The organism is Streptomyces sp. NPDC054786 (genome assembly GCF_053611685.1).
Map to the genome: position 1 here is coordinate 1 of NZ_JBSHAW010000014.1, position 15,976 is coordinate 15,976.

The following is a 15,976-nucleotide window of genomic DNA, read 5'->3' on the forward strand; positions in this document are numbered from 1 at the left end:
CAGCCGGTACATCGACGGCGAGGTGAAGATCCTGCACTACGCGGACGGACCGCTGGCCCCCAAGGTCAACGAGTGGGCGGAGTTCCACCGCACGGCGCATGCCAGCGCGGTCGGCAAATGTCTGCTGGCGCAGCTCGACCACGACGGCCGCAAGGACCATCTCTCACGCCACAAGACCGCCCGGCTCACCTCCCGGACGATCACCAACGAGAAGGTCCTGTTCCACAAGCTCGACAGCCAGCCGGCCACGGTCCCCGTCCTCGACCTGCAGGAGTACGCCGTCGGCACGGTCTGCGCGGCCGTACCGATCACCGCCGGCGCGACGGTCGGCTGCCTCGCCCTCTCCATGCCGCTGGAGCACGCCCACCGTCTGCGCCAGGCCGCCGACGCCCTCAACCGTCAGGCCGCTCCGGTACTGCTGTCGCTGGCCATCTGAGCCGGGGCGAGCCGGGCGGACACGGGAGGGACCGGTCGGCGCCGCCGTTCGCCCTCCCCGGCCGCCGTGGTCATCAGCACCCCTCTCGGCCAGGTAGTATTTCTTTCGTCAGCGCGCGCCGCTAGCTCAGTTGGTTAGAGCAGCTGACTCTTAATCAGCGGGTCCGGGGTTCGAGTCCCTGGCGGCGCACGTATCGAGTGGGCGTTTCCGGTTCTCCGGGAACGCCCATTTTGTTTGTCGTGACGGGGTGGGCCGGATCAGCGGCCGGAGGCGGGGCGTCCGTCCGGGGCGGGGCGTCCGTTCCGGGGAGCGGCGAATCCGGTCCGGGGCTGGGCATCCGCTCCGGGGCTGGGCATCCGCTCCGGGGCCACCAGGGTCAGCGGTCCAGCAGAGGATCCCGGCCGTGCTCGCGATACAGCGCCAGCAGTGCGGCCCGGTCCCCGGCGGTGAACGGGCGGTACGCGCTTCCGGCCGGGACGGCAGGGGCGGCGGACCCGGCCGGGTCCGCCGAGGTGACCGGGGACCACCAGACCGGCTCCGGGCACCGGAAACCGGCCCGCCGCAGGGCAGCCCGGTGCACCTTGTGGGTGGCCGTCACCGGCAGCGCGTCCACGGTCCGTACGAACCGGGGCGCCATCTTCGTCCCGAGATCGGGCTGGGCGGCGAGAAAGGCCACGAAGTCGTCCGGATCGAACACGGCGCCGTCCCGCAGTGCCAGGGCCGCCATGACCTGGTCCCCGGCGACGGGGTCGGGCACCGCGTACACGGCCACGCCGGCGGCCGGGGCGTAACGGGCGAGGATGTTCTCGATCACCGCGACGGCCAGATTCTCGCTGTCGACCCGCAGCCGGTCATCCGTGCGCCCGGCGAAGTGGAAGAACCCCTCGGTGTCCCGGTAGAAGAGATCACCGGTCCAGTACCAGCCCGCGCCGACCTGCCCTTCGCCCCGGCCGCGGGTGCGGGCCGCGGTCGCCTCGGGGTTGCGCCAGTAGCCCTCGAAGGAGCTGCGGCCGCGGTTGACCAGCTCCCCTATCGCCCGGTCCCCGTTCAGCAGCCGGCCGGCCGGGCCGAGGCGGGCGCGCGGCAGCTCGGCGCCGGTCTCCGGGTCGACGACGGCGAGATCGTCTCCGGGCGCGGGCCGGCCGATGGCGCCGGGCGGGGTGTCCGGTGTGCGCTGGATCGCGGCGCCGCCCTCGGAGGAGCCGTACCCCTCCGTCAGGCGGACGCCGAACCGTTCGGCGAAGCGGGCGGCGTCGACGGCGCCGGCCTCGGTGCCGAACCCGCAGCGCAACCGGTGGTCCCGGTCGTCGGGGGCGGGCGGGGTGGCGAGCACATACTGCACGGCCCGGCCGACGTAGGTGAAGTAGGTGGCCCCGTAGTGGCGTACATCGGGGAGGAAGGCGGAGGCCGAGAAGCGGCGGCGCAGCGCCACGGCGGCGCCGCCGGCGAGTGCCGGGGCCCAGCCGGCGATCACCGCATTGCCGTGGAACATCGGCATACAGAGGTAGTGGACGTCGTCCCGGCGCACCCCGAGATACCCGGCCAGCGAGCGTCCGGCGGCGGCCAGCCGGCCCTGCGTGCACAGGGCGGCCTTGGGCGCGCCGGTGGAGCCGGAGGTGAAGTAGAGCAGCATCCGGGAGTCGGGCGTCGGGATACGGGTGCGGCCGTCGGTCATGATCTCGCCGGGCGTGGTGCCCTCGTACGGCGCGAGCAGCTCCCGGTAGGCAGGGTCGTCCACGACGAGGATCCGCTCGGGCGGGACGGGGAGGTCCAGGCCGGCGAGCAGCGGGAGCAGGGCGCGTTCGGTGATCAGCAGCGCGCAGTCGGTATGGCTGATGTCGCGGGCGAGCTCCGGCCCGCGGCGCGTGGGGTTGATCCCGGCGACAGCGGCCCCGGCGAGCGCCGCGGCACTCAGCCAGAGCGGGTACTCGGGCACATTGCCGAGCAGCACCCCGAGATGTGCCGGTGCACCACGCGGCAGCAGCTCCCCCAGCAGCGCCGCCCGCGCGGCGGCACCGCCCGCCAGCTCGTGATGGGTGAGCCGGAGATCCCCGTACTTCGCGCCCACCCGGTGATCACCCCACTGCGCCTGTACGAGCTCCGCGACGGTGGCGGCGCCGGAACTGCCCATACCGCTGGTGCCGTTGGCTGCCATGGCGCCGCAGGGTAGCTGACGTAGCGTCAGGTGTGGAGCGGGGCGGGCGGGCGTCGGGCGGGGGAAGGGGACTGCCGGTTCCGGCGGTGCGGTCGTGCGGACGGTTGATCTCGGCTGCGCGGGCTGCCGGTCCGGTCGTGCGTGCGGACGGTCTCGGCCGTGCGGGCTACCGGTCCGGTCATGCGGACGGCCGGTCTCGGCACCGTGTTGTCGCCGAGCTCGGCGCCACTAGGACCGCCGTCGCCGGCCGTGAGGACTACCGTCCTCGGCCAGGGGGCGAGCTCACCGCCCAGGGCGCCGGGCCGGCCCTCGGCCAGGCCGGACCCGCCGCCGACGGCGCACTGACCGGACCGGGCCTCCCCGGGGAAGCGGGGAGGCCCGGCTGGGGGGTGGCGTGCTGCGGTCCGGCGCGCGGGGTGGCCTCAGGAAAGGTCGACGTCCGAGCAGGCGTAGAAGGCGTTGCCCGTGTCGGCGATGTTCCAGACGCCGAGGATGATGTGGCGGCCGGACTTCTGGGTGGGGACGGTGCCCTGGTGCTGGACGGTCTCGCCCGGCTGCGCGCCGCCCATCGGGACCGTCATGAACGGTTCGGGTTCCAGGTCGGCGCGGGTGAGCGGCTTGCCGGGGTCGTAGCCGTCCTTGGTGATGAAGTACTCGAAGTCCGTGGTGGAGTGCCGTGCCGTCAGCCGCCAGGTGAAGGTGTAGCCCTGCCCGGGCGAGAGCTTGGTGCCGGGCCAGTTGCCGCCGCGCGGATCGTCCAGCTCGGCGAAGTTCTCATGCCCGCCGGAACAGATCTTGCCGTCCGCCGGGCCGGCGGCCGGGAAGCCCTTGGGGGCCTCGACGCTCTGCGGTTCGTACTGGATCGCGCCGCAATCCTTGACGGTGCCGTTGGCGCAGAGCGCCTGCCGACTGGGGGGCGCGTCGCTGTAGCCGTGACTGGAGGCGCTGCCCGTAGCGAGAAGGGAGACACCGAGGACGCCGAGGCCGATCACGGCAGCACTGATCTTTTTGCGCATGCTTCGCTCCTGAAGAACGTGGGGGGAGTTCCATGAGCCGGGAGAAATGCAGTGCACTGCGATGCCGAACTGCGGTCTAGACCAAACCGCAGACTAAAGGTGCGGCGTTGGCATGTCCAGACCAATGACCGGTTCTGTGCCGGACCGCGTCGACCGCCTGTCGGGAGCGGCGAGGCGGGCGCGACGGACCGGGCCGTCCGCGGGGCGGGCCGGGTATCGGAGCAGGCCGCGGGTCGGGCCGGATCGGGTCGGGCCGCGGATCGGGCGGTCGGGTCGGTCGGGCCGTATCGGGTCGGTCGGGGCGGCGTCAGGCTGCCGCCGTGAGCGGGGCCGTGGTGGGGCGGGCGGCGGCCTGTACGAGGGCCGTGTAGGTGCGGCGGAGCGCGATCAGGGACTCCTGGGCCTCGCGGTAGACGGCGGCATCGGGGCCGCCGCGGTGGGCGAGGGTGCGTACGGGTGCGCAGTGGCGGTCCATCGCGCTGAGCCAGGCACGGTGCTGCGCCGGGAGATGGCGTCGCAGCAGCTGGCGTCTGCCCTCGCCCATACGGCGTCCGCCGATGCCCAGCACCGCCTCGGCGGCCTGGAGTACCGGCGGCTCCAGGGCGCCCTGTTCGGCGAGCGCGCCGAGCACCGCACACTGCTGCGGCGTGGCCGGCGCGGCCGCCAGGTCCGTCGCCTCGGCCAGGAGCTGGGCGCGCAGCGCATGCTGGACACGGACCAGGCGGCGCAGCGCCGTCGGGGTGGAGGAGTCGTCAGGTGACCGGCCCGCAAGGGTCTCGGCGAGCCGGAAGAGCCAGATCCCGTGCGCCTCCAGGCGGGTGGCGGCCAGCATCAACCGGTCCAGCCGGCTGAGTGGCTGACCCTCCGGAGCCCAACGGACGATCGGCACGAGCACTTCGGTACGGGCCAGTTGATCGATGGGGATGTGGCGGCGGGGTTTGCGTTCGGGGACCCAGTTGTGGAGCGCGAGGGTGGGCAGGGCGACGAACTGATCGTGGTCGATACGGTGCGCGACCGCCGCCCACAGTTCGAGAAACGCCGCGTCGGCGACCTCGCGAGCGGCCGGAGCCTGCGGGTCGAGTCCACCCCAGCCACAGGAGACCGCGATCACCGCGATCCGCATGGCGGCGGCCTCCGCGTTGCGCAGGGAGAGACGGGAGACGCGCTGCCGCAGGGCGGACAACTCCTCGGCGCGATGAGCGCGTTCGACGAGCGCAATGGCGGCGTCCCGGTCGGGCGCGACGGCGGCCGCGCGCGCCATGGCGTCCAGCCGGGTCCAGGTTCCGATCATGGAACGGACGGGCGGCCGCTCGGGCAGAAAGCCGTGAGCACAGGGATCGTGCGGGGAGGAGGTGACGGGAACGGCGGGAGCCGCGGGAACGGACGACGCTATGCCGGGGCCGTGATCCGGTGTGCGGGCCGGGGTTCCGGAGCTCGCCGGCGGCACGGCAGACGGGCCGGCGGCACGGGACGTACCGGACGGGCCGGACCGTCCACCGGCCCCGGGAGCGATCGCCGGCACACCCGCAGGTCCGGCCGTGGTCGCCGGCCCGGTCGATGGCCCGGCCCCGGCCGTGACCGCAGACCTGGCCGCGGGCACCCCCGCAGCCCGGGTCGCGCCCACGGTTCCGGGCGCAGTCGTCGCCGGGGTCGGAGTCGTGCTCGTGGTCATGCTCGTGGTCGTGGTCATGATCGCCCTGTCCCCCATCAGCACTTCCCGGCGAACAGCCGGGCCAGGTGGGTGTCCATGTCGAGATAGCGGTCCTCATGGCCGGGCGGGACGATCGCCGCGGTCTGCTCCAGCCAGGCGGTCAGCTCGATCGCGCGTACCGACAGCTCGCACACGCTGTCATCGGTGGACAGCTCAATATGTACGCGGCGCGATGCGCCCGGCAGGCGGAAGGGCCACACCCGTACGTCCCCCTCACCTGCTTCGTCGTACAGCCCCGCCAGCAGCAGATCACGGGCGAACAGCCAGGTGGCCACCTTCTGGCCACGGCTGATGAACGCGACCTCGACCTCGTACGGGCGGTCACTGCGATAGCTGAACCGGCCGGCCACCGGAACTGCTTCGTCCGGCCCGAGGAGGAGCTGCATCTCAAGGGTGCGCTTGGCTGTCGACACCATGACGATCAACCTTTCCGACGGAGGGGCGAGTCCCGGGGACCCGGTCCGGGGCGCGCGTCCTGGCAGACGTAGCTGTGGAGGGTGGGGTTGCAAGAGGCGGCGGAGGAGTGACGGACGCCATGGCCCGGCACCCTCCGGGCGTGTTCAGTTCTTTCGTCCCGACGTTCGTCTCAGCCTCTCAACCGGCAGGAGATATCGCATGTTGACGGGGCAACTGATGATCTACCGCTATGGACTCGATGAACTCGATCTTCACGGAGCAATTCGGGCGAGCCAGCGGCCGAAGATCCCCGCACCAAGGGACTTTCGCCTCATACAGGACACCGTGCTCGTGAGGTATGACCGACGGACCGGACACCATCGCGCGTGGCCGGGATCACATGGGCCGGGCGCGTGAGCGGCGCGGTCGGGGGTACGGAGCAGCTCTTGAGTTCGTGTAAAGTTCTCCAGGTCAGCGCGCGCCGCTAGCTCAGTTGGTTAGAGCAGCTGACTCTTAATCAGCGGGTCCGGGGTTCGAGTCCCTGGCGGCGCACGTACGACTGAGGCCCCTCGCCATGCGGGGGGCCTCAGTCATGGGGTCGGCCGGACGGATGGCCGGCTCCTCCTTTCGTCGCGCATCGGGCCCGGAGGCCGAACGGCGCAAGCGCCGCCCTTGATGCCGCCGCACCCATGGCACCGCCGAGGCCATGGAGGCCATGGAGGCCACGGAGACCATGGAGGCCGCGCGGACGGTCGGCCACGAACCGGCCCGGGTCGCCGTTCTTCGCGATCCCCTGGACGGCAGTAGTCGATTTCCTTGCGATCACAAACAGTAATTGCCTGATCGCACACGGATTCGGTCGCCGGTGGTCTCCTTCCTTTCTCTCCGCAGGCCCGCCACCTTTCTCCGCGGGCCCGTCGTTCCGCCATTTCGCGCCTTTTCCGAGCCGCCCGGACCTGCCCACGGGCGGCGGCTGCCACCCCGGCCGCCAGGACGGCGAAGGCACCGTTACAGCAGGTACCGAAATCCCGGTGACACCGTCATGACGGGGGCTCACTTCCAGCGCCCCCACCGGCCGTCGCCGATGCATCGAGAGGAGAGGGATTCCCGGGGAGTGACCAGCACCTTCGGCCAAATCGGCGTACGCGGAGGTAACTTCACCTGGCCGACGCACGGGCCGAACGCGTCGCGGATCCGCCCCTCGCCCGTCCTGCCGGTAAATTCCCGCAGGCGCCGACCCCTCCCGCATGCATGGGCCCTCAAGTCACTTGATCAGGCCGTTCGTTCAGGTCAGGGCGATGTTGGCGCCCTCCGCCGTGCCCTGTCGGGGAATCCCCCGGCGGGCCGTTCGTCTTTGCCGGTTGACGGCGGATCGACGGGGGCATTACCGGTACGGAACGGCCCCATTACGCGCTGGAATCCGCCGCACACCGCAGAGTAATGGCCTCGCCGCCATTACCCCGAAATCCATCGACAGCGGGTAAATTAGCCCCACTTCCGGATCAAAGTAGTGTGCCCTGCGCCACACACGGCCCCGTCTTGCGCACTCTTGTACACAATTCCCTGGACAACTCTTGCCATCACGACGGCGGTTAGGGACCCTGACCTGGTAACTCGGCGCAAAGAGGATGCGTCCAGCCGAGTGGGACCAGACGGGCACGCCGGTTGGCGTGATGTGAACACGGGGAAATCGCCGCTTGGCAGGATCGCGGCAGCGTTGCATACGCAACCGGAAGATGGCTGCCACCGTCTGACGGTGCAGGCGGCCGGCACCAGAGCGCCCGAGTCGGTCGCGGGGGACCGTGGACTCGGGCCAGCAGCAAAACGGCACGCAGCCCAGGTTGCGTGCGGGGGGATGGACTCATGACCTCGCCGCCTGACGGCTCCCGGCCGCAGCGCCCGTACGACTCGTCGGCCACGGCTCGCCTGCGCGTGCCACGCCAGCACTGGCAGCGGCGGATACAGCGCAAGCCGCTGCCGCGCTATGACTACGAGCACTACAGTCGGCTGGCCGGGCCGCTCACCCGGCCCGACCCGGACAAGCCCTACCAGGTCCGCTACCGCTCGCTGCTCGCGGACGAACCGCACCGCATACGGGCGGCCCTGCTGCTCGGCGCCGCGCCGCTGCTCTCGTTCGGGCTGCTGGTCTGGCTGATGCAGCCGAGCCACTGGACCGAACGCGACTACCCCGCCTATGACTTCCTTCCGGCGCTGGACGTCGTCATGCTGGTCTCGATCGGGCTGATCGAGTTCTTCCGCTGCATGAATGTGCTGTCCAACGCGCACGCCACCCTGGTCGCCCGCGACCCCGTCCCGGTCATACCCGAGAGCGGCACCCGCGTCGCCTTCCTCACCTCCTTCGTGCCGGGCAAGGAGCCCCTCGCCATGGTCACGAAGACCCTGGAGGCGGCGGTCAAGATCCGCCACCGCGGTCTGCTGCACGTCTGGCTGCTGGACGAGGGCGACGACCCCGAGGTCAAGGAAGTGTGCCGGCGCCTGGGCGTCCACCACTTCAGCCGCAAGGGCGTCCCGGAGTGGAACCAGCCCAAGGGCCCGCACCGCGCCAAGACCAAGCACGGCAACTACAACGCCTGGCTGCAGGCACACGGCGACGCCTACGACTACTTCGCCTCCGTCGACACCGACCATGTCCCGCTGCCCAACTACCTGGAGCGGATGCTGGGCTTCTTCCGCGACCCGGACGTCGGCTTCGTCATCGGCCCGCAGGTGTACGGCAATTACGACACCTTCGTCACCAAGGCCGCCGAGTCCCAGCAGTTCCTCTTCCATGCGCTGATCCAGCGGGCCGGCAACCGCTACGGCGCGCCGATGTTCGTCGGTACGTCCAACGCCGTACGCATCAGCGCACTGCAGCAGATCGGCGGGCTGTACGACTCGATCACCGAGGACATGGCGACCGGCTTCGAGATGCACCGGCACCGCAACCCGCGGACCGGGAAGAAGTGGCGCTCCGTCTACACCCCGGACGTGCTCGCGGTCGGCGAGGGGCCCACGGCCTGGACCGACTTCTTCACCCAGCAGCTGCGCTGGTCGCGCGGGACGTACGAGACGATCCTCAAGCAGTTCTGGAAGGCGCCGTTCACGCTGCCGCCGGGCCGGCTCTTCAACTACACCATGATGGTGATCTTCTACCCGATGTCGGCGCTGAACTGGATTCTGGCGGCGCTGAGTTGTGCGCTGTTCCTGGGTCTGGGGGCGTCGGGTGTGCAGATCGATCCGGCGGTGTGGATGATGCTCTACGGCAATGCCTCGGCGCTGCAGATCGGCCTGTACATCTGGAACCGGCGGCACAATGTCTCGCCGCACGAGCCGGAGGGCTCCGGCGGGATCGCCGGCATGGTGATGTCCGCGCTGTCCGCGCCGATCTACGCCAGGTCGCTGTTCGACACGGTGCTGCGCCGCAAGAGCAAGTTCGTGGTCACGCCGAAGGGCGACTCCTCCAGCCCGGACACGCTCTTCGGGACGTTCCGGGTGCACCTGTTCTTCCTTCTCGTCTTCGGGGGCTCGCTGGGTGCATCGTTCGTGCTGGGGCACAGCCATCCGGCGATGGTCACCTGGGCCACCCTCGCGTTGCTGATCACCGCCGCGCCGATCATCGCCTGGCGGCTGTCCGTACGGGGTGAGCAGCGGAAGCGGAGGGCGGCGGCCGACACGGGCGCTGCCGCCGACCCGCCGCCGGCCACTGACCAGGCCCCAGACCAGGCCGCCGACCCGCCGCCGGCCACTGACCAGGCCGCAGACCAGGCCGCCGACCCGGCGCTCACCGCCGAACAGACCCTGCAGATCGCCCTTGGGGGACGTCACACATGAAGTACCGTCCGAGCCGTCGCACCCGCAGAGTGTCGATAGCGGCGGCGGTGGTGCTCGCGCTGGCCGCAATGAACGGGCCGGCCCTCTACGGCTTCGCCTCGGAGCAGTACCACCAGTACGAGATCAACAAGCCCGAGTACAAGGCGGCGAACGGCCACTGGGATGTCGTCAACGTCCCGGACAAGTACCGCATCAACACCATCCACGCGGCCCTGCTGCACACCGGGAAGGTGCTGCTGGTCGCGGGCTCCGGCAACAACGCGGCGAATTTCAAGGCCAAGTCGTTCCGTACGGTCCTGTGGGATCCGGAGAAGAACACCTTCAAGAACATCCCCACGCCCAAGGACCTCTTCTGCTCCGGGCACACCCAGCTCCCGGACGGCAAGCTCCTGGTGGCCGGCGGCACCCAGCGCTACGAGAAGCTGAACGGTGATGTGAAGAAGGCCGGCGGCCTCATGATCATCTACAACGAGGATCCGGACGGCCCGAAGACGTTCCCGGCCGGCACGCTCTTCACCGGCAAGCAGAACGGCAAGACCTTCGCCGCCAAGGACCCGGTCGTGGTGCCGCGGGCGAAGAAGACCACGAACCCGGCGACCGGCAAGGTCACCGTGGTGCACAGCGAGGCCCGGGTCTATGTCGAGGCCCTCAAGGACGGCCGCAGCCACTCCACCGGCTCCCAGGACAACTACCGTATTCACGGCCTGACCGGCGCGGCTGCCCACAACTTCTACGGCATCGCACAGAAGTTGTCCTTCGACAAGAAGGACTTCCAAGGGATCAAGGACTCGTTCGAGTTCGACCCGGTGGCCGAGCGCTACATACCCGTCGACCCGATGAACGAGGCCCGCTGGTATCCGACGCTCACCACGCTGCAGGACGGCAAGGTCCTCTCCGTCTCCGGGCTGGACGAGATCGGGCAGGTCGTCCCCGGCAAGCAGGAGGTCTACGACCCGAAGACGAAGAAGTGGAGCTACCTGCCCAAGCGGCGCTTCTTCCCGACCTACCCGGCGCTCTTCCTCACCGACCAGGGCCGGATCTTCTACACCGGCTCCAACGCCGGCTACGGCCCGGACAATATCGGCCGCACCCCCGGCATCTGGGACCTGAAATCCAACAAGTTCCAGGTCGTGCCCGGGATGAGCGATCCGAAGATCCTGGAGACGTCGATGTCGGTACTGCTGCCGCCGGCGCAGGAACAGCGGTACATGGTGCTGGGCGGGGGCGGGGTCGGCGAGGACCCGAAGGCGACGGACAAGACCCGCATCGTGGATCTGCACGCCCCGTCGCCGCGCTTCAAGGACGGTCCTCCGCTGTATGCGAAGGCCCGCTACCCGAGCAGCGTGATCATGCCGGACGACACCGTGCTGACCACGAACGGCTCCGGTGACTACCGCGGCCGCAGCGACTCCAACATCCTCAAGGCGGAGCTGTACGACCCGGCGACCAACTCCGCGCACCAGGTGGCCGACCCGCTGGTGGGCCGTAACTACCACTCCGGTGCGCTGCTGCTGCCCGACGGCCGGGTGATGACCTTCGGCTCCGACTCCCTCTACGCGGACAAGGACAACACCAAGCCGGGTGTCTTCCAGCAGCAGATCGACCTCTACACCCCGCCGTACCTCTACCGGAAGTCGCGTCCCGAGCTGACGGACAAGGGGCCCAGGACGGTCGCGCTCGGCAGCAGCGCGACCTACGGCTCCCCGCACGCCGCCGGCATCAAGAAGATGCGGCTGATCCGCCCCGGCTCGTTCACCCATGTCACCAATGTCGAACAGCGCTCGATCGCGCTGGACTTCACGGTGGCGAAAGGCGGGGACGGAGTGACGGTCACCCTGCCCAAGGACCCGTCGCTGGTACCACCCGGGTGGTACATGCTGAACGCGGTGGACGGGAAGGGGACACCGTCGAAGGCGGTGTGGGTGAAGGTGTCGGCGGACCGGCCCTGAGGGCTCTTCTTCCGCCGTGGCGGCGACCGGCCCCGGTCGCCGCCACGGACGCAGGCACGGGAGCGGTCGCCGCCACGGGTACGGACGCTACTTCGCGCTACGCGCCAGCCCCAGGGCGTACTTGGGCCACCACGCGCCCGCCTTGGGGCCGCCCTTGCAGGTGCCGTCGGACTCCCCCGGGCGTTTGATCCACAGGTAGGCGGCTATCAGGGGGTCATCGGTCTTGGTGGTCGGTGGGGTGCCCAGGGCGCGGCCGGGCGGGTTGCACCAGTTTTCCGGGTCGTCGCCGCCGGGGGCCGGGCCGTTGCCGTTGCGGCTGGTGTCGATAACGAAGTGCTTGCCGCCGACCATGGCGGACAGCCGCTTGCCGTACTTCGTGTTCTCCGCGGTGGTCTGGTAGTTGGAGATGTTCAGCGCGAAGCCGTCGGCGCGGTCGATACCGGCCCGCTTGAGGGGCTCCACCAACTGGCCCGGGTCCTTGATCCAGTGAGGATTGCCGGCGTCGAGATAGACCTTGGTGTGCGGCAGCGCCTTGAGCTTGCCGACCGCCTCCGTCAGCAGGGCGTAGCGCTCCTCGTGGAACTGCTGCGGGGTGCACTTGTCCGCGATGTGCGGTAGCGCGTCGGGCTCCAGGATGACAGTGGTGGCGCGGTCACCGATGCCCTTGAGCACGCCGTCCAGCCAGGTCCGGTACGCATTGCCGTCGGCGGCGCCGCCCTGGGAGTAGCGGCCGCAGTCGCGGTGCGGGATGTTGTAGAGAACGAGCAGCGCCTCGCGGTCGGCCTTTGCGGCCGCCTGGGTGAAGCCGCTCGCCTCCCCCTGCGGGTCGTCGACGCCTATCCACTCCGCGACCGGCTGCGCCGCGATCTTGTTGGCCAGGCGGGCGTCCGCGGACCTGCCCTCGTTGCCGTAGGCGGACACCTGGCGGGCCGCCTTGCTTTCCGGGTTGACCCAGAACGGTGCGACGGACTTGGGGCGTTGGCCCGGTTTGGCCGGAACGCTGTCGTCGTTGCCGTCGGACGAGGAGCAGCCGGCGAGCAGCAGCAGAGCCAGTGCCCCCACGGTCGCCCTCGTCGTTGCCGCCCTGGCATGCGCGGTGCGCCGCCGGCCGTCGCGGGGCCCGCCCGGCGGACCGACCCCGGCCATCCGTCGCAGATCGCCGTACATCCACTCCCCCTCGGAACATCGAACACGACCGGCGGGGACGCCGACCACAAACATCGTGGCACACGGCCGTCCGCCGAGGTCGGCCTGTGGAGGGGGCTGTCCACAGGCTGCTAAGAGGCTTGACGAATGACGTCCGTGGTGGTTCAGCCGTCACCCGCGCCCGCCGCCTGAAGGGACGTCAAGTAGGCGGAGACCACGACCACGTTCGCGAGGCCGTTGCCGCGCGCGTGTCCGGTGCCGTGGCCGCCGTGGCCGCCGTCTTCGAGGATCAGCCGGAGTTCGGAACGGCCCCGTTCTCGGGAGGCGTAGGCCTTGCGCGCGTCGAAGCGGTCACGGTCGTAGAGCTGGACGTCCTCGACGGTGAAGTGTGCGGTACTGCCGTCGGAGCGCTGGATGTCCACCCGCTCCCCCGGCTTGACGGCGGTCAGACGGTGGACGACGGTCCGCCGGGCGCGCGGGCCGCGATCGGCGCCGGCCCGGCCCACGAGCAACGCCGCGCCCGCCTCGCCCGGTTGCGGCCCTTCGGCGTACCAGCCGACGAGGTCCGGGGAGGTGCCCGGGGGCGGGGTGAGGATGCCGTGCTCATCGAGGCCTCGTTCGGCGATGCCGCCCTCCCGTACACCGAGTGCGTCGACAGTGATCCCGACGGGCTTCGCGGTCGCCGCGGCGGGCACCGGCGTGTGCGCATGCGGGGGCGCCTGACGGCCCAACGGGCGCCCGACGGCGGCGACATCGCCGGTCGTGGCGAGCTGCGCGGCCACCCCGTCCGCCAGATCTCGGCCCCACAGCCACAGGCCCAGCAGCAGCACGGCCCAGGCCACACCGGCGAGGAGCTGTCCGGGGGCGGGGCCGGGGGTGCGGCTGGGGCTGTGGGCAGGGCTGGGGGTGGTGGGGGTGGAGGTGGTGTGGGTGCCGGGCGGGGCGAGGGGGCTGAGGGTGTCAGGGGTGCCGGAGGTACCGGGCGCGCCGGACGTACCGGGTGCGCCGGAGGTACCGAATACGACGCTCATGCCGGGCGCAGCGGCCGCGCCATGTACGCCGTCCCGGCTCCGTACGCCGTCCCGGCTGCGTACGCCGTCCCCGCTGCGTACGCCGCCCGCGCCGGACAGGGCAGGCACCCCGACCACTGCCTCGGCCCGTCCCTGTTCCTCAGTGCTCATCGGCGTCGCCCTGCCGCTCGCGGCGCAGTCGCAGCCGGAGCCGGAGCAGTTGACCCGCGATGACCAGGATGGCGCCGCCGGCCAGCACCAGGCCGACGGCCGAGGTGCTGCTCAGCTCGCGACTCGGGGAAGCCTTGGCGGGCGCGTCGGGGTCAGCGGCCGAGGCGAGGTGGATGACCGGAATGGGGTGGACGGCCGAAGCGGGGTGGGCGGCCGGGACCAACTGGGTGGCCGACGCGGGATGGGCGGTCGAAGCGAGGTGGGCGGCCGGGGCCGCCGCCGTGGTGGCCGTGCCGGCCTGCGTCGTCCCCGCAGGGATTGCCGTGCGGCCGGTACCGACCGGACAGACGACGGTGCGCGGGTGGGCGCCGGGCAAGACATCGGGCAAGGCGTCGGGACGTATCCGGGCGCCGTCGGTCCGGCCCCCCGCGGCACGGACGAGCGGTACCGCGTCGGCGAAGGCCTCCGGTCGGATGGTGGCCCGCCCGGCGTGGCAGCCGGTGTCTCGCCGGGTGACCGCACCGCCGGGGGCGGCCGACGCGGGGGTGACCGAGACCGTTCCGGTCCGGGTGGCGCGTGCGTCCCCGGCGTACGCGGGCGGCGTCGTCACCGCGCAAGCCGCGACCGCGGCACAGAGAGCAAGTTGCCGTGAGCGCATGGTGAACCTCCGATAACTCCGAAGGTCCGCCCGCGCGCCCCCGGCCGCATCCGGTGCGGTCCGAGGCTGCGCCGTTCGAGTGGGGGTCCGGGACGTCCGGGCGCCGGAACGCCTGTGGGGGCGGTGGCCCGGGACGCCTGTGGCGACGTTCGACGACCACCATCCGGCCAGGTCGATCACGCCAGACGACGGCCAGGCAGTCACGACGACCGGCCGGCACCCTCACGCCCGACGACCGCCCGGCACAGCCAGGCCCGACGACCGGCCAAGGCAGTCACCACGACCGGCCGGCGCAGCCACACGCCCCACGCCCGGCCAGGGCAAGGCACCCCCACCGCAGCACCGCCCGGCCAAGCCCTCCAGACGCAGCTCCTGCCGGGTCACGCGCCCCCGACGCCGCTCACACCAGATCGATGAGGTCCGCGATCGAGTCCACCACACGGGAGGGCCGGAACGGGTGCCGGTCGACCTCTTCGGGGCGGGTCAGCCCGGTCAGTACGAGGAAGGTCTCCATGCCCGCCTCCAGACCGGCGAGCACGTCGGTGTCCATCCGGTCGCCGATCATCGCGGAGGTCTCGGAGTGGGCGCCGATGACATTGAGACCGTGCCGCATCATCAGCGGGTTGGGCTTGCCGACGAAGTACGGATCGATGCCCGTCGCCTTGGTGATCAGCGCGGCCACCGAGCCGGTCGCGGGCAGCGCGCCCTGCGGGGAGGGACCGGTCTCGTCGGGGTTGGTGGCGATGAACCGCGCCCCCTCGTTGATCAGCCGGATCGCCTTCGTCAGCGCCTCGAAGCTGTAGGTGCGGGTCTCGCCGAGGACCACATAGTCCGGGGAGTGGTCGGTCAGGACGTAGCCGATGTCGTGCAGGGCGGTGGTCAGGCCCGCCTCCCCGATGACGTACGCCGTGCCGCCGGGCCGCTGGTCGTCCAGGAACTGGGCGGTGGCCAGCGCGGACGTCCAGATCGACTCCCACGGCACCTCCAGCCCGATGCGGTTCAGGCGGGCGTGCAGGTCACGCGGGGTGTAGATGGAGTTGTTGGTCAGCACGAGAAAGGGCTTGCCCGACTCGCGAAGCCGCTTGATGAAGGCGTCCGCCCCGGGGACCGGAATGCCCTCGTGCATCAGGACGCCGTCCATGTCGGTGAGCCATGACTCGATCGGCTTGCGCTCTGCCACTGCCGGACTCCTGCCGTGCGTGTTGACCAGGGGCGCCGGCCGTCTCCGCGCGTGCCGTGGACCAGTGAGCGACCCACGCCTCGAACCTACGGCCGACGCCTCCACCCTAAGTCAGGGGGCGGAAGCCCTGACCCCCGCGATCACTCCGGATCTTCTGCCGGGGACCGGCCTGCCCCTCGGCGCTCCGCACTCCGCAGTCCGCAAATCCGCAATGCGCAAATGCGTCGCGCGGCGCCGTGGTCAGCCGTTCGGCGAGGAGGCACAGCTCGCCGTTCGACACCTGGCGACGAGTTCACGGCCGGATGCGGCCCGAGGCC

General features: G+C 71.0%; 11 protein-coding genes and 2 tRNA genes. 5 read left to right on the plus strand and 8 right to left on the minus strand.

Features of this window, described 5'->3' with window-relative positions:
• Positions 1–436: IclR family transcriptional regulator domain-containing protein (locus ACWGI6_RS13775; protein ID WP_453267683.1), on the plus strand; the 436-nt coding region annotated here is incomplete at its 5' end.
• Positions 437–551: 115 nt separating this feature from the next.
• A tRNA-Lys gene (locus ACWGI6_RS13780) sits at positions 552–625 on the plus strand.
• A gap of 187 nt (positions 626–812) precedes the next feature.
• Here the strand turns inward: ACWGI6_RS13780 and ACWGI6_RS13785 are convergent.
• From ACWGI6_RS13785 to ACWGI6_RS13800, 4 genes are all read right to left on the minus strand, one after another.
• Positions 813–2,567 (minus strand): AMP-binding protein, encoded by a 1,755-nt coding sequence (locus tag ACWGI6_RS13785; protein WP_453267803.1) that lies wholly within the window; start codon positions 2,565–2,567, stop codon positions 813–815.
• A gap of 446 nt (positions 2,568–3,013) precedes the next feature.
• Positions 3,014–3,607 (minus strand): lytic polysaccharide monooxygenase auxiliary activity family 9 protein, encoded by a 594-nt coding sequence (locus ACWGI6_RS13790; protein ID WP_453267684.1) that lies wholly within the window; start codon positions 3,605–3,607, stop codon positions 3,014–3,016.
• Between the two features lie 307 nt (positions 3,608–3,914).
• Positions 3,915–4,898 (minus strand): hypothetical protein, encoded by a 984-nt coding sequence (locus ACWGI6_RS13795; RefSeq protein ID WP_453267685.1) that lies wholly within the window; start codon positions 4,896–4,898, stop codon positions 3,915–3,917.
• Positions 4,899–5,314: 416 nt separating this feature from the next.
• Entirely contained in the window at positions 5,315–5,734 is a 420-nt protein-coding gene (locus ACWGI6_RS13800) for an SsgA family sporulation/cell division regulator (RefSeq protein WP_393906332.1), read from the minus strand.
• A 458-nt stretch (positions 5,735–6,192) separates the two neighbouring features.
• Between ACWGI6_RS13800 and ACWGI6_RS13805 the strand changes: the two genes are divergently transcribed.
• The 3 genes from ACWGI6_RS13805 to ACWGI6_RS13815 all read left to right on the plus strand — a co-directional run bounded on the left by ACWGI6_RS13805 (position 6,193) and on the right by ACWGI6_RS13815 (position 11,494).
• Positions 6,193–6,266 (plus strand) — tRNA-Lys (locus ACWGI6_RS13805).
• Positions 6,267–7,577: 1,311 nt separating this feature from the next.
• Positions 7,578–9,545: a glycosyltransferase family 2 protein gene (locus ACWGI6_RS13810; protein ID WP_453267686.1), complete on the plus strand. Its 1,968-nt coding sequence runs from the start codon at positions 7,578–7,580 to the stop codon at positions 9,543–9,545.
• A complete protein-coding gene (locus ACWGI6_RS13815; RefSeq protein ID WP_453267687.1) occupies positions 9,542–11,494 on the plus strand; it encodes a galactose oxidase-like domain-containing protein in 1,953 nt (650 codons plus the stop codon). The genes ACWGI6_RS13810 and ACWGI6_RS13815 overlap by 4 nt, the downstream gene beginning before the upstream one ends.
• A gap of 87 nt (positions 11,495–11,581) precedes the next feature.
• On the opposite strand, the gene ACWGI6_RS13820 is transcribed toward ACWGI6_RS13815, so the two are convergent.
• From ACWGI6_RS13820 to ACWGI6_RS13835, 4 genes are all read right to left on the minus strand, one after another.
• Positions 11,582–12,661: a glycoside hydrolase family 6 protein gene (locus tag ACWGI6_RS13820; protein ID WP_453267688.1), complete on the minus strand. Its 1,080-nt coding sequence runs from the start codon at positions 12,659–12,661 to the stop codon at positions 11,582–11,584.
• Positions 12,662–12,804: 143 nt separating this feature from the next.
• Complete coding sequence (locus tag ACWGI6_RS13825) at positions 12,805–13,821, minus strand: sortase domain-containing protein (RefSeq protein WP_453267689.1); 1,017 nt, start codon at positions 13,819–13,821, stop codon at positions 12,805–12,807.
• Positions 13,811–14,431, minus strand: a complete 621-nt coding sequence (locus ACWGI6_RS13830; RefSeq protein WP_453267690.1) for a hypothetical protein — start codon at positions 14,429–14,431, stop codon at positions 13,811–13,813. The genes ACWGI6_RS13825 and ACWGI6_RS13830 overlap by 11 nt, the downstream gene beginning before the upstream one ends.
• 448 nt (positions 14,432–14,879) lie before the next feature.
• On the minus strand, positions 14,880–15,659 hold the full coding sequence (locus ACWGI6_RS13835) for an HAD-IIA family hydrolase (RefSeq protein WP_393907266.1): 780 nt from the start codon (positions 15,657–15,659) through the stop codon (positions 14,880–14,882).
• Between the last annotated feature and the right edge of the window lie 317 nt (positions 15,660–15,976).